10 protein-coding genes are annotated in these 13,872 nt (G+C 63.9%); 4 read left to right on the forward strand and 6 right to left on the reverse strand.

All coding sequences use genetic code 11. From position 1 onward, the window contains the following. Positions 1 to 816: 816 nt before the first annotated feature. The 6 genes from BBG20_RS06075 to BBG20_RS06100 form a co-directional block, all read right to left on the reverse strand. A complete protein-coding gene (locus BBG20_RS06075) occupies positions 817 to 1,899 on the reverse strand; it encodes an LLM class flavin-dependent oxidoreductase (protein WP_065901239.1) in 1,083 nt (360 codons plus the stop codon). A 19-nt stretch (positions 1,900 to 1,918) separates the two neighbouring features. Then, positions 1,919 to 4,480, reverse strand: a complete 2,562-nt coding sequence (locus BBG20_RS06080) for a TonB-dependent receptor (RefSeq protein ID WP_065901241.1) — start codon at positions 4,478 to 4,480, stop codon at positions 1,919 to 1,921. A gap of 152 nt (positions 4,481 to 4,632) precedes the next feature. After that, positions 4,633 to 6,189 carry an ABC transporter substrate-binding protein gene (locus BBG20_RS06085; RefSeq protein WP_065901257.1) on the reverse strand — a complete coding sequence of 519 codons (1,557 nt, stop codon included), beginning with the start codon at positions 6,187 to 6,189 and terminating at the stop codon, positions 4,633 to 4,635. A gap of 4 nt (positions 6,190 to 6,193) precedes the next feature. Beyond that, complete coding sequence (locus BBG20_RS06090; RefSeq protein WP_065901242.1) at positions 6,194 to 7,399, reverse strand: LLM class flavin-dependent oxidoreductase; 1,206 nt, start codon at positions 7,397 to 7,399, stop codon at positions 6,194 to 6,196. A 13-nt stretch (positions 7,400 to 7,412) separates the two neighbouring features. Then, positions 7,413 to 8,639 carry an alpha/beta hydrolase gene (locus tag BBG20_RS06095; RefSeq protein WP_065901243.1) on the reverse strand — a complete coding sequence of 409 codons (1,227 nt, stop codon included), beginning with the start codon at positions 8,637 to 8,639 and terminating at the stop codon, positions 7,413 to 7,415. Positions 8,640 to 8,653: 14 nt separating this feature from the next. Beyond that, entirely contained in the window at positions 8,654 to 9,721 is a 1,068-nt protein-coding gene (locus BBG20_RS06100; protein ID WP_065901245.1) for an ABC transporter substrate-binding protein, read from the reverse strand. Between the two features lie 401 nt (positions 9,722 to 10,122). On the opposite strand from BBG20_RS06100, the gene BBG20_RS06105 reads away from it, so the two are divergent. The 4 genes from BBG20_RS06105 (at position 10,123) to BBG20_RS06120 (ending at position 13,394) form a co-directional block, all read left to right on the forward strand. Beyond that, complete coding sequence (locus tag BBG20_RS06105) at positions 10,123 to 11,199, forward strand: sigma-54 interaction domain-containing protein (protein ID WP_065901248.1); 1,077 nt, start codon at positions 10,123 to 10,125, stop codon at positions 11,197 to 11,199. A 48-nt stretch (positions 11,200 to 11,247) separates the two neighbouring features. Further along, positions 11,248 to 11,865, forward strand: coding sequence for an LbetaH domain-containing protein (locus tag BBG20_RS06110; protein WP_065901251.1), 618 nt, complete (start codon positions 11,248 to 11,250; stop codon positions 11,863 to 11,865). 93 nt (positions 11,866 to 11,958) lie between these two features. Next, positions 11,959 to 12,477, forward strand: a complete 519-nt coding sequence (locus BBG20_RS06115) for a sigma-70 family RNA polymerase sigma factor (protein ID WP_065901254.1) — start codon at positions 11,959 to 11,961, stop codon at positions 12,475 to 12,477. After that, positions 12,474 to 13,394, forward strand: coding sequence for a FecR domain-containing protein (locus BBG20_RS06120; RefSeq protein ID WP_065901256.1), 921 nt, complete (start codon positions 12,474 to 12,476; stop codon positions 13,392 to 13,394). Before BBG20_RS06115 ends, BBG20_RS06120 begins: the two co-directional genes overlap by 4 nt. Positions 13,395 to 13,872 lie beyond the last annotated feature (478 nt).

Raw genomic sequence — 13,872 nt, forward strand, 5'->3', positions numbered from 1 at the left:
CAGGTGCCTGACACACCGCTTTCGCAGGCCGCTCCCACAGTTGGGCGGTGTCGTGGCTGAAATCCCAACCCCATAGCGAAACCCGGTGCTTGCTCAAATCCCAGCCACATAGCGAAACCCGTGGTGGCTCCAATCCCAGCCACATAGCGAATCCCGTGGTGGCTCCAATTCCAGCCACACAGCACACCCCCCTGTGGGAGCCGTCGAGCTTTAGCGAGGCCGCGAAAGCGGTGTGTCAGTAGATGCATCAGGTGCCTGACACACCGCTTTCGCAGGCAAGCCAGCTCCCACAGTTGGGCGGTGTCGTGGCTGAAATTCCAACCCCATAGCGAAACCCGGCACTTGCTCAAATCCCAGCCACAGAGCGAAACCCGTGGTGGCTCCAATCCCGGCCACATAGCGGATCCTGTGGTGGCTCCAATCCCAGCCACTCAGCACACCTCCCTGTGGGAGCCGTCGAGCTTTAGCGAGGCCGCGAAGGCGGTGTGTCAGTTGATGCATCAGATGCCTGACACACCGCTTTCGCAGGCAAGCCAGCTCCCACAGTTGGGCGGTGTCGTGGCTGAAATTCCAACCCCATAGCGAAACCCGGCACTTGCTCCAATCCCAGCCACAGAGCGAAACCCGTGGTGGCTCCAATCCCAGCCACACAGCCCCCCTCCCTGTGGGAGCCGTCGAGCCCCAGCGAGGCCGCGAAGGCGGTATGTCAGTTGATGCATCAGGTGCCTGACACACCGCTTTCGCAGGCAAGCCAGCTCCTACAGTTGGGCGGTGTCGTGGCTGAAATTTCAACCACATACAGCTCCCCCAAGGGTCCTAGTTCAATCCTTTCCTGCGCTGTGCCTCCTCCCGCACCGCCGGAATGATCCACCGCCCGTAATCCACGGTGTCATACAGCGGGTCGTAGCCTCGGTTGAGGAAGGTCGTCACGCCCAAGTCGACGTAATCCAGCAACGCCTGGGCCACGGTTTCCGGGGTGCCGACCAGTGCGGTGGTGTCGCCGTAGGCGCCGACGGCCGTGGCGGTGGGCATCCACAGCGCACGGTCGTGGCGGTCGCCCAGGGCGGCGGCGGCCAGCAGGCGTTCCGAGCCGGTGCCCTTGATGCGTTTCTGCCACGGGCTGCCGGCCGCAAACTGCGGGTTGGCCTTGATCTGCTGCAGGATCTGCTCGGCGCGTTGCCAGGCCAGTTCCTCCGTGGCTCCAAGGATCAAGCGCACCGACAGACTCACCCGCGGCGCGGCAACCCCGGCCGCCGATGCAGCGGCCTTGAGCTTGGCAATCTGCTCTGCCACGCCACTCAACGGCTCGCCCCACAGCGCATACAAATCCGCATGCTTGACCGCGATCTGATAGGCGATGTCCGAAGACCCGCCGAACGAAATCGGGATGTGTGGCTGCTGCAGCGGCTTGACCGGTGAAAACGCGCCCTTGATGTTGAAGTATTGGCCCTCGAAATCGAACGGCTCCTCGGCGGTCCAGGTGCGCCGCACGATCTCCAGGTATTCATCGGTGCGTTTGTAGCGCTCGGTCTTGTCCAGCAGGAAGTCGCCTTCCTGCGGCTCGGCGGTGATGCCGGTAATCGCGTGCAGGCGGATGCGTCCGCCGCCGGTGGTGTGGTCCAGCGTGGCAAAGGCGCGTGCGGCGACCGTCGGCGCGGTGAGGCCTGGGCGGTGGGCGATCATGAAACCCAGGCGCTCGGTGTGGGCCGCCGCATAGGCGGCGATCTGCAGGCTGTCGGCGCTGCCGGGACCGCTGGCGATCAGCACGCGGTCAAAGCCCGCGTGCTCGTGGGCGCGGGCATGGTGGCGGATGAAGTCGAGGTCGAAATCCGGGCTGCGAACGCCACGGGTTTCGGACCATTGGCGCGGGAAAATCATGCCGACAAATTCAATGGACATGGAAGGCTCCGGTGGTGGATCAGAATTGATAGTCGACCTGGGCCAGCAAGGTGCGGCCAGGCATGGGTTGTAAAAAGGTGTTGGTGGAACCGGCCAGGCCGCTGACGAAGTTCAGCTCGTTGGTCAGGTTCAATACGCGCAACGTGGTGCTCCACTGCGGCTGGCGGTAGTACACGGCGAGGTCGAGGTTGTATTCGTCGGGGATCTTTACCGTCTTGCTCAGGTTCAGGTACCAGCTGCTGGTCCACCAGCCGGAGAGTTCGGCACCGAAGCCCGAATCGAAGCGATAGTCCACATAGCCACTGGCGGTGTACTCGGGAATCTGCACCGCGTCGTAGCGCCCGGATGGCCGCTGGTTGAGGCTGTTGTTATCGCCAAACACCGTGCCGTTGTCGGCAATGAACCCGGCGGAGGCGAAGCCGGCCTGAGAGGTGAACTCGTTGTAGGCACTCAGCTTGGACAGGTTCAGGCCGCTGCGCAGATGGTCATCGGGTTGATAGCGCACGGTGGCTTCCACGCCCTTGATCTGCAGGCGCGCGATGTTGTTATTGCTGTCGGGGGACTGGTCACGGGCCTGCTTGAACGCGGCCAGGGTCATGAACAGCTGGTTGGGCAGCGCCTCGACCTTCACCCCGACTTCATGCAGCACGCTCAGGCTCTGGAACGCCAGTGGGTTGAGCTGGTTGGCACCGGTGCCGCTGCCCCATCCCAGGCCGTTGGAAAAGAACCCGGTGTTGACCGCCAGCGAGCGATCGAAGGTGTAGTACAGCGTGGTGTTCTCGGTCGGTTTCACATACGGGCTGACCTGGAAGGCGAAGAGCCGATAGTTGTCGCTGTCCTTGCGCTTGTTACCGCCTGCGAGCACGAACGGGTTGTCGATCTCGGCGTCGATCCAGCTGCGGCTGGCGCCGATATTCAGGCCCAAATAATCGCCGAACTTGAGGTTGTGCTGGCTGAACAGGGTCTGGGTGGACCAGGTGCTTTCAGCGGTGTAGGGCGCCACGGATTCCGCATACAGCCCGTGCCCGGCCGGGTACATCGCCGCCAGGTTGAGCCAGCCGTAATAGTTGGAGTACTGCGGCACGCCGGGCTGGCCGATCCACGCGCCGTTGCCGCCGGCCGGGTTGCTGGCGTCGAGGCCGAGCAGGTCGCCGGGGTTCTTGCCCGAGGGATTTTGCGTCAAGTCATAGGCATTGATGGTCGAGCCGAAGCTGTTGTTGGCGGCAATCGACTGGTTGAATTCGCGGCGGTAGATCAGGCCGGTATTGCTCTCGTCGCGCAGGGTCCAGCCACCGAGTTGGGCTTCGTTGCGCGAGCGGAATTCGAAACGGTTGTCGAAAATATTGTCTTTGGACTGCACCTGGAACGCGCCGACGGCATCGGTGATGTCCCTGGAACGCTGGTAGAACGTGCTGTTGGCCACAGTGATGGTCGGCGACAGGTCAGCCTCGATACGCAATTGCGTGGTAAAGCGCCGCGAGCTGCTTTCGTCTTCCTTGCGTTGCCCGACCTGGGACGACAGCGACTGCTCGCCATTGCCGGCCAGCGTCGGGTCATACACCCAGCCGCGCAGGCTGCCGGGGCTGGCCTGGGTGTTGGGCGAGGCGGTCTGGAAGCTGCCGTCGACCACGCTGTATTGGCCCTGGGCATTGCGCTGGCGCTGCACCCAGCCAACGGTCGGTGCGTCGGCGGCGCCGGAGGCCAGCACGGGTGACCACAGGGTGTTGCCGTTCTGGAAAATCGGCGTGGCCCGGCCGGCGTAGTACTTGCCGTGATCCACCAGGTCCTGGGTCGCGCGGTTCCAGCCGTGGGTGATGTTGTAGTCGTAGTAGTTGTCGTAGCTGGCGTTCCAGTCCACGCGCACGTTGTCGTTGCGCCAGGCCAGCGCGCCGTAGAATGCGTCGAAGTTGTTGTCGACGTTGTCGTAGAAATCCTGCTGGCGCTGCTTGGTGATGCTCACGCGGTACGCCAGGTTGTCACTCAGCGGGCCGGTGTTGTCGATGCTGAACTTGTTGGAGCTGCGCGAGGTGCCATCCGGAACCCACGAACCCAGCTCGCCGCTGAGCTTGGTCTTGAACTCGGTGAAATTGGGTTTCTTGCTCAGGTAGTTGACATAGCCGCCGCTGCCGGACACCGACCCGTAGGTGACCGAAGACGGGCCGGCGACGATATCCGCGCTTTCATAGGCGTTGAAGTTTGCCGGGTGACGCACGCCATAGGCGCGCTGGCCATCCTGGAAGATTTCCGAGCCCTGGGCCCGGAACTGCGGGGCGATCCCGGCGTTCTGGCCGCCGCCGCGGGTAATCCCGGGCGCGTATTTGACCAGGTCGTCGGCACTGTGTATCGAGCCGTTGGCCAATTGCTCGGCATTCACCTGCACCACCGAGCGCGGGGTGTCGAGCACACTGGCTTCAATACTGCCGTACACCGAGGTCGGTGGGCGAGTGGGCAGGGCGTCGTCATCCGACTCGCTGCTACTGGCCTGCACCGTGACGGTCTGCAGTTGAGTATCAGCGGCAAAGACCTGCAGCGGCAGGCTTGCGGCCAGCAGCAGGGGTAAACGCAAGGCGATAGCGTACATGGCAGAAATGCCTCCTGTCGAAAATTGGATCAATGCGGTGTGCCCTTGCAGGCGCCCGGCTTGCCGGCGATGAGGGCTTCCCGCCTGGCCTCGGCCTGACGGACGTCATCGCCGGCAAGCCGGCTCCTGCAGGGATAGGCGGTGTCAGTGATTCAGGCGGTGTCTTTGAGCCAGAGCTTCTCGAAGCGCCAGGTACTGAACAGTGACTCTTCCGATTGCGCACCACCAACGCGGGTGGACACGCTGTCGAGCAGGTCGGCGTAGCCCCAGATCAACATGCCGCCGCGCTCGTACTGGATTTGCTGCACCTGATGCACCAGGGCCTTGCGTTTTTCCAGGTCGGGTTGGGCCATGGCGGCGAGGAACAGTTCGCTGAACTGCGGGTCGTTGAAGTGGGTCTTGTTCGACACCGCGAACGGCGCATCCGTGTGAATCGCACTGGCCAGGAACGGCGCGCCGATGCTGCCGCCGGTGCTCAGGGTCCAGTCGTTTTTCAGCGGGCCCTGGAACGTCGCCAGGTCCACCTGCTTGACCTTGAGCGTCACGCCGATGCGCTTGGCTTGTTCGGCGAGCACCAGCGCCGAACTCAAGCCAGGGCCCGGGGTGGTGATCAGCTCCACCTCGAGGTTTTCCTGGCCGGCGTCCTTGAGCAATTGCGCCGCGCGTTGCGGGTCGTGGGCGCGGGGGCCGAGGTCGTGGTTGAAGGTCGGGTCGCTGGGCGCATACAAATCGTTGGCCACGCGGCCCTGGCCGTTGAGCGCACGGCGCACCAGTTCCTCACGATCGGCCATCAGGCGAAACGCCTCGCGTACGCGCGGGTCGTTGAACGGCGGTTTGTCCAGGTTCATGTCGAAGGACAGCCAGTTGCCGGTCACCGACTTGATCACCTGCAGGCGCGGGTCCTTTTGCAGGATCGGCAGTTGCTCGGTGGGCATCACGTTGGCCATGTCGATCTGCCCGGCGCGCAGGGCTGCGAGGCGTGAGACCTGGTCCTTGAAGTCGATGATTTCCAGCTCGTCGGCGTAGGGCTTGCCGTCCTTGTAGTAGTTGTCGAAACGGGTGAACAGCGAGCGCTGGCCGGGGGTAAAGCTTTTCAGTTTGTAGGGGCCGGCGCCCACCGGGTTGGTCACCGGGTGATAGTCCACGGGCACGATGCCGCCAAAGTTGACCCAGGTTTCCGCCAGCGGCATGTAGCTGCGTCCGTCACGAAAGCCCAGGCGCACGGTGCGGTTGTCGAGCTTGACCAGGTTGTCGCGGTCCACCCAGTGCAACAGCGCTGCATACGGCGAGGCGAGTTGCGGATCGGTCAGGCGCCGGATCGAGAAGATCAGGTCATCGGCATCGATGGTCTTGCCGTTGTGGAACTCCAGGCCCGGACGCAGGCGCAGGGTCCAGGCGCTGGCGTCGGCATTCGGCTCGGCGAATTCGGCCAGCGCCAGGCGCGGCTGCATCTGCTCGTCCCATTCCCATAGCTTGCTGTACAGCGCGAAGCCGCGGACGATGCCGCTGCCAATCGGCTTGTGCGCGTCGAGGTTGCCACTCTGGTTGCCGTCGAGAATCCCCAGGCGCAGGCGTCCGCCGTAGCGTGGCTGGTCGTTACCGGCGACCGCGCCGGGTGTGTCGCTGGGGCCGCAGCCCGCCAGCAGCAGGCCGCCGCCGACGGTTGCGCTGTAGCCGAGAAAGTCCCGGCGGCTGAGCAGTAAGGTCATGGCGTCAGGCCCCGCCATTGGCCGAGTGCAGTTCGCGCACCGGCTCCTGTGTGCGGCTCAGTTCGACCCGCTCGCTGCGAAAGTGCGGGAGGATATGCTCGCCGAGGCGATAGGCTTCTTCCAGGTGCGGGTAGCCGGCGAGGAAGAACAGGTCGATGCCGATGCTGTTGTACTCGCGAATCCGCGCCACCACGTTCTCGTAGCTGCCCACCAGCGCGCAGCCCGGCGGAATGCCGATATAGCCGAAGCCGGTCCACACATTGGGGTGAATGAAGAAGTCGTCGAAGCCCTGGGCTTCGTTCTTCTCGGCAAAGCCATGCTCATAGCTCAGTTTGCGCGCGGTGCGCAGCCCGGCATGCGCGGCCACGGCCTTGACCGCGCCACGGGCGATGCCTTCGTCGAAGAAACGCTTGGCCTCGGTGCGGGCCAGGTCTTCGGTCTCGCGCGTGATCACGTCGATCGACAGGCCGAAGCGAATGTCGGTGCGTCCCCACTTGAGGGCGCGCTGGCGCAGGTCGGCGATCAGCGCGGCGATTTCATCCGGGTGCTCGGCGCGCATCAGGTAGAAGTCGGCGTGCTTGGCAGCGAACTCGCGGGCCGCAATCGACGAGCCGGCGGTGCAGATCAGCGGCAACTGGGCTTTCTTCAGCGGCCCGCGCAGGCCACCGCCATCGGCTTTGTAGAATTTGCCGTCGTAGTGGAAGGTCTCGTTGTGCCAATAGCCCTTGACCACGTCCATGAACTCGGTGGCGCGCGCGTAGCGTTCATCGTGGTCGCTGTAGTCGCCGACCTGGCGCTGGATCGCGTCCGAGCCGCCGTTGATGATGTTCCAGACCAGCCGGTTGCCGGTGGCGCGCTGGTAGGTGGCCGCCTGCTGCACGGCCACCCACGGGGTGTAGTGGTAGGGCTGGAACGCCGTGACGAACTGCAAGGTGCGGGTCTCGCGGGCGAGCAGCGAGCAGACCGTCCAGGGTTCTTCACCGGTCGGCGCGTTGACCATCAACGCGCCGCCGAACTGGTTGATCTCGGCCGCCTTGGCGATCTGCCCCAGGTAGTCGATATAGGTGAAGTGGTCGCCCACGCTGAACCCGGACACTGCGCCAGTGCTGTTGGCGCCGCCGCGATGCCAGTCGCCACGGTTGCGTGGATCTCCGGGCAGGAACTGGGTTTCGCCGTGCAGCGGCAGGCGGGTGAAGAATTCGATGCTCATGCAAGCCTCCTGCTTATTGCGCGCTCGGGGCGCACACCGGGGTAATCGGCTGGTCGTTGATGACCTTGTGGGCAAACGGGATCGAGTCCTTGAGCGACGCATTGACCGTGGCGCTGTGGCCCAGGCCCTTGTACAGGTGGCCTTCGACGATGGAGCCGGCGTTGCAGGCGTCCTGCATCAGCTTGACCTGGGTGGCGGCAGCGGGGGTGGTGTCTTCGGCGCCGGTGCCGATGAAGATCGGCTTGGAGGTCTTCAGGGTCGGGTAGGCAATTTGCGCGAGCCACGGCGCGAGTTGCTTGCCCTTGTAGTCTTTCTTGGTGTTGGCAATGCTCAGGCCGAGGCCTTCGACGTCGCCTTCCAGGGCAAACAGGCAACTGGTGCGCGCCTGTTCGAACAGCGGCAGGGCCTTGTCGGTGTAGAAGTCGGCCGGGTTGATACTCGGGTCGTATTGCTGGGCCGCCAGCAGGGTGTAGAAACCGTAGGCCAGGGTCGGGTCGACTTTGTTGCGCACTTCTTCACTGGGGTTCTTCGCGTAGTCGAGGGTGTAGATCACGCCGGTGCCCACGCTGCCCTTGACGCCCAGGTTCGGCGCATAGGTGGCGGCATAGGCTGCGGCCGCAAAGGCCCCGGCACCGCCCTGGGACTGGCCGACGATCAAGACTTTATCCGCCAGCCCCGGCACATCGGCGACCACCGCCTTGGCGGCGTCGAGAATGCCGTAGGCGGCCATGCGGCTGTTGAGCAATGGATGGCCGCCGGGCACGCCGAGGCCTTGATAGTCGGTGGCGACCACGGCAAACCCTTCTTCCAGCCAGCGGTTGAGGTAGGTCACATCGCGGTAGGAGCGACCTTGCCAGGACGGCGCGCACACGTCCGCCACACCCACGGTGCCGTGGCCCCAACTGACCACGGGCCAGCCGCCGGCCGGTGCCTTGCCCTTGGGCAGGAACAGCGCACCGGAGACCACGATCGGCGTCTTGTTATCGATGCCATCGGTGGAGGTGTACAGAATGCGTTGGGCACTGGCGGCGTTTGCCAGGCTCAGGGTCTTGTCCAGCGGTTCGCTGCGCAGCAGTTTGCCGGGGGTGGCCGGAATGACTTTTTCCCAGGTGTAGAACGCCGAGACGCGGCCATCGCCTTGCAGCGGGTCGGGCTTGGGGGCGTGCACGTCGGCGGCGAAGGCGCTCATGGACAAGGCCAGTACGCTGAGACCGAAGGCGAAGGAGTGCGGCAGTTTCATCAGTCATTTCCCTATCAAGGATTAGTGCTGACCTGGCCACGCAGGGCCGGCCAGTAGTCGGTGAGTTTCAGGTCGATCAGGGCCTGGTTGGTGAAGCCGGTGGCCAGTGACGGGCCGATGTCGTAGGTGTCGCTAATCAGGTGGTTGGCCAGCGCGTAGGCGGTCAGCGCCTGGTAGTGGGCCTTGAGTTGCGCGTCGCTTTTCGGTGCCCAGCGATCTTTCCAGGCCACCGGGTCGTTCTGGTCGTCGCGGCGCAGCACGCTCTCGGCGGTGCCGGCGCGCGAAGACAACTGGTAATAGGCGTCCTGGTTCTGCGGCTGGGAAATCCACCACGCCGCCTTGACCCACGCGGTGGCGAGCAGTTGGGTGATGTCCGGGTTCTGCTGCACAAACGCGTCGGTGCCCCACAGGTCCGAGACCAGGCGCCAGTCGTTGCTGCCTTGCTTGGTCGACCAGATGATCTTGCCCACGCCTTTGTCTTCCAGGGCGTAGGCTTCGCTGAGCAGTACGGCCGCATCGACCTTGCCGGCCGAGACCGCTGCGGCGCCGACCTGCGGGTTGAGGTTGGCGATCTTGACGTCGTCGAGTTTCAGGCCCTTGCTGGCCAGGAAGTTGCTGAAGGCGAACTCCCAGGGACGGCCACGGTGCAGCGCCAGGCGCTTGCCCTTGAGGTCTTCGATGGTCTTGGCGCTGGAGCCTTCGGGCACCACCAGGTAGATGTTGTTGCCGCTGCCCCCGGGCACGATCAGCTTGCCCGGCACACCGCCGGCACCGGCGATGACGGAAGGCAGGTCGCCGCGCACGGCGAAATCCAGGCTGTTGTTGCTGAAGCCCTCGTTGATCTGTGGGCCGGCGCCGGCGTGGGGCAGGGCGATCCATTCCAGCTTGACCCCGCGCTCGCGCAGTTGCGCTTCAAGCCAGCCCTCCTCGATCACGCGCCCGGCGATGCCACCAAACACCGGTTTACCGCCTTGGGTGTAGGCGACGATGGCGATTTTCACCGAGGTCGGAGCGGCGTGGACGGTGCTGATTGCAAGTACCCCGAACAGCGCCGCGATGGTCTTGCGCCAGAGGTTTTTCATGGGCGTTCTCCCTACCTGAATTGACAACCCCGGTAGGAGCCGGCTGGCCGGCGATGAGGCTCTTGAGCCTTGCAGCGCCTGAAAAGACGCTATCGCCAGCACGTCGGCTCCTGCACGGAGATCGTGTTGGGAGGGAGAGAGCAGATTGCATGCCAGCCAGCGAAAAAAGCGCTCTAGCCCGCGTGCTGCAAGGCCTGCAGGGTTTCGTCCAAAGGTGGCTCGAAAGGCTGGTTGCTGATGGGCGAACACGCAAGTGCTGGCCGGTTGCTGCTCCAGCAGCAGTGCCAGGTGTCGCTGTTGGTATATTCGATCAGGGAATATATAAATATTAATTAATAATTAAATGGTCTAGAAAACTTCATGCACTATTGAGCACGCGCTTTTACTGCCAGGAATGCACCATGTCGCTGATCACCCATCCCAACGCCCGTGAATTGACCAAGTCGGTGCGTGCCACCGTGCTGGTCTTCAAGGACCCGCGCTCGCAGGAACTGCTGGCGCGTATCGAGCGCCTCGCGCCCAGCGAGGCCAACACCTTGATCATTGGCGAGACGGGCACCGGCAAGGAATTGGTCGCGCGGCATATTCACAATTTGAGTCGACGCGGACGCGAGCCCTTTGTCGCGGTGAACTGCGGTGCCTTCGCCGAAACCCTGGTGGAGAGCGAACTGTTCGGCCATGAAAAGGGCGCGTTCACCGGCGCTACCACGCACAAGGCTGGCTGGTTTGAAGCGGCGAACGGCGGCACATTGTTCCTCGATGAAATCGGCGACCTGCCACTGAACATGCAGGTGAAATTGCTGCGCGTGCTGCAAGAGCGCGAGGTGGTGCGCCTGGGGTCGCGAACGCCCATCCCGATCAACGTGCGGCTGGTGGCGGCGACCAACGTCAACCTCGCGGACGCGGTAGTGGCGGGGCATTTTCGTGAGGATTTATTCTACCGTCTGCACGTCGCGACGATCCGCCTGCCACCGCTGCGCGAACGCCCCGGTGACATCCTGCCGCTGGCCGAATTCTTTCTTGAAGAGCACTGCCAGCGCCTGGGCTACAACCGCGCCAGCCTGAGCCTGGAGGCCGAGCGCAAAATGCTCGAACACAGCTGGCCGGGGAATATCCGCGAGCTGGAAAACGCCATTCACCACGCCTTGCTGGTGTGCCGCAACCAGCGTGTGCAACCGGCCGATCTGCACTTGGTGGACATGCGTTCGTCGGGCATTCGCCAGGACGAAGCCAACCATGCGCCGCCGGCCATCAGCGGCCCGGTCGACCTGGAGAGCGCACTCAACGCGCTGTTCGAGCAAAACATTCCAGACCTCTACGAACACATCGAAGAGACGATCTTTCGCGCGGCGTACCGCTACTGCCACGGCAACCAGTTGCAGACCGGGCGGCTGCTCAATATCAGCCGCAATATCGTGCGCGCGCGGCTGGAGAAGATCGGCGAACTGGGCAAGCCTGCGCTGCTCGACGGCCAGTAAACCGGGTGTTAGCGTTTCGAGCTTCTCTGATCTGTAGAGGGCTCGACATTGATCCGACTGACCGATTACATCGCCGATATTTCCCGCTCCGCACTGGCACCCTGGGCCGACCTGTCGCCCTGGGCGCTGGTGACCCAGGCACCTGCGGTGGTTCGCCAGCTGCTGGCCGACCTGCCGGCTGACGACTACAGCGTGCAAGGCGAAATTGCTATCCACCGCAGTGCCATTGTCGAACCGGGCGCCTTGCTCAAGCCGCCGCTGATCATTGGCGCCGATTGCTTTATCGCCAGCGGCGCGCTCCTGCGCGGTGGGTGCTGGCTGGATGCGCACTGCATCATCGGCCCGGGCGCCGAGTTGAAAACTTCCTTCGTGTTCAGCGGCAGCAAGCTGGCGCACTTCAACTTTGTCGGCGATTCGGTGCTCGGCCACGGTATCAACCTGGAAGCGGGCAGTATCGTCGCCAACTACCGCAACGAGCGCGACGACAAGGAAGTGCAGGTGCGCGTCGCAGGCCTGTTGCAGCGCACCGGGTGCGATAAGTTCGGCGCGTTGCTCGGTGACCAGTGCCGCATCGGTGCCAATGCAGTGCTGGCCCCGGGGGCGGTGTTGGCGCCTGCCAGCGTGATTGGGCGCGGGCAGGTGTTCGACGCCGAGGTACCGGTATAAACGCGAGGTTGAAAAGATCGTGGTGTCGCGGCGGGATATTAATTAGAATGAATCTCATTTGAGACATAATCGCGCCCGTGCAGGTTGCTCGCCATGAATGATGCTGTTGTCCCTACGCACGCCCCCGAACTGACTTTGTCGTGCCTGTACCGCGAGCATCGCAGTTGGCTGGAAAGCTGGCTGCGGCGGCGCCTGGGCAATGCCTGGGATGCGGCCGACCTGAGCCAGGACACGTTCCTGCGGGTGCTTGCGAGTGCCCAGCCGATCGCGCAGATGCAGGAACCGCGGGCTTACCTGGTGACCGTCGGCAAGCGCCTGCTGGTGAATTTTCATCAGCGCCGCAGCCTCGAACAGGCCTACCTGAATGCCCTGGCCACCTTGCCCGAAGCCTGTGTACCGTCGCCCGAACAACGCTGGCTGGTGCTGGAAACCCTGCAGGCCCTGGATGAATTGCTCGATGGCTTGCCGGCCGTGGTCCGCCGCGCGTTCTTGTGGAGCCAGCTCGAAGGCCTGGGATATCGCGAGATTGCCAAGCGCCTGGCAGTGTCCGAGCGCACCGTGAAGCGCTACATGGCCCAGGCCTATGAACATTGCCTGCTGGTGGAGCTGTGAACCGTGACGTCGCGCGTGCGGCCGCCCAGTGGCTGGCACTGCTGGAATCCGGCGCCGCCACCGAGCGTGATCACGCGGCCCTGCAGCACTGGCGCGACAGTCATCCCCAGCACGAACAGACCTGGCAGCGCGCGCAAAGCCTGCGCCAGCGCTTCAGTGACTTGCCCCAGGCACTGGCCATGGCCAGCCTCGACCGCCCGCAACCGGGGCGTCGCGCCGTTCTCAAGCGCGCTTTGGGTGTGGCGGCGCTGGTGCCGGCGGCCTGGCTGATCAGCCGCCAGTTGCCCCTCGACGCCTGGCGTGCCGACCTGCGCACCGCCACCGGCGAGCGCAAGCGCCTGCCACTGGCGGACGGCGCCAGCCTGCAGCTCAACACCGCGACGGCAGTGGACGTGGCGCAACGCCGCGTGACCCTGGTCGACGGCGAACTGGCGCTGACGGTGCCGGGTACGGCAGCGCTGACCGTGGACACCCGCTATGGCCAATTGCGCGTCAGCCAGGCCGAGGTGTGTGTGCGGCAACTGGCTTCCGGCTGCCGGGTCTCGGTGCTCAAGGGGGCGGTGCAGGTACGCGACCTGAAAGGGCAATTGGCGACGCTGCAAGGCGGTCAACAAGCGTCTCTGCAAGTCAGCGGGCTGGGTGCCTGGGCGCCGTTCGATGTGCTGCAACTGGGCTGGCGCGACGGCGTGCTGACGGCACAGAACCAGGCGCTGGGGGATTTCCTGCGTGAACTGGAGCGCTATCGCCCGGGTGTATTGCGTTGGGATCCGAGCCTGGAATCGCTGCGGGTCACCGGCAGTTTCCGCCTCGACGACACCGACCGCATCCTCAGCCTGCTGGCTTCGACGCTGGGGCTGGAGCTGCACTCACGCACCCGCTATTGGGTGACCCTGGCAACGCGGGACACGACTGTTTGAGGGTTGTGGTGGTTGCCTGGCCGACTTTATGTGCCTGGTGGGGTTGTTGAGGCAGCTGAACTTTATATGGCTGCTGGGTTTTCAATTGTGGTGAGCGGGCTTGCCCCGCGTTGGGCTGCGCAGCAGCCCCAATCCAGCAGAATGCAGTGTGTCAGGCAATCCTCGGTGTCAGGTTCTGGGGCCGCTTCGCAGCCCAACGCGGGGCAAGCCCGCTCGCCACAATGAGTTCATCAGCCCCAGAAATTCCAGTGGTCACGATGAGTTCATCAGCCCCAGAAAACCCAGGGTCACAATGAGTTCATCAGCCCCAGAAAACCCAGGGTCACAATGAGTTCATCAGCCCCAGAAATTCCAGAGATCACAATGAGGTCATCAGCCCCAGAAATTCCAGTGGTCACAATGAGTTCATCAGCCCAGAAATTCCAGGGGGCACAATGAGGTCATCAGCCGCAGAAATCCCAGGGGGCACAATGAGGTC

Origin of the sequence: Pseudomonas aylmerensis, from assembly GCF_001702265.1 — a bacterium.
GTDB lineage: Bacteria > Pseudomonadota > Gammaproteobacteria > Pseudomonadales > Pseudomonadaceae > Aquipseudomonas > Aquipseudomonas aylmerensis.

What these genes read in the sequence shown, in the direction of transcription:
- BBG20_RS06075 (WP_065901239.1), bottom strand. Translation starts at nt 1,899, where the DNA reads ATGTCCATTGAATTTGTCGGCATGATTTTCCCGCGCCAATGGTCCGAA.
- BBG20_RS06080 (WP_065901241.1), bottom strand. Translation starts at nt 4,480, where the DNA reads ATGTACGCTATCGCCTTGCGTTTACCCCTGCTGCTGGCCGCAAGCCTG.
- BBG20_RS06085 (WP_065901257.1), bottom strand. Translation starts at nt 6,189, where the DNA reads ATGACCTTACTGCTCAGCCGCCGGGACTTTCTCGGCTACAGCGCAACC.
- BBG20_RS06090 (WP_065901242.1), bottom strand. Translation starts at nt 7,399, where the DNA reads ATGAGCATCGAATTCTTCACCCGCCTGCCGCTGCACGGCGAAACCCAG.
- BBG20_RS06095 (WP_065901243.1), bottom strand. Translation starts at nt 8,639, where the DNA reads ATGAAACTGCCGCACTCCTTCGCCTTCGGTCTCAGCGTACTGGCCTTG.
- BBG20_RS06100 (WP_065901245.1), bottom strand. Translation starts at nt 9,721, where the DNA reads ATGAAAAACCTCTGGCGCAAGACCATCGCGGCGCTGTTCGGGGTACTT.
- BBG20_RS06105 (WP_065901248.1), top strand. Translation starts at nt 10,123, where the DNA reads ATGTCGCTGATCACCCATCCCAACGCCCGTGAATTGACCAAGTCGGTG.
- BBG20_RS06115 (WP_065901254.1), top strand. Translation starts at nt 11,959, where the DNA reads ATGAATGATGCTGTTGTCCCTACGCACGCCCCCGAACTGACTTTGTCG.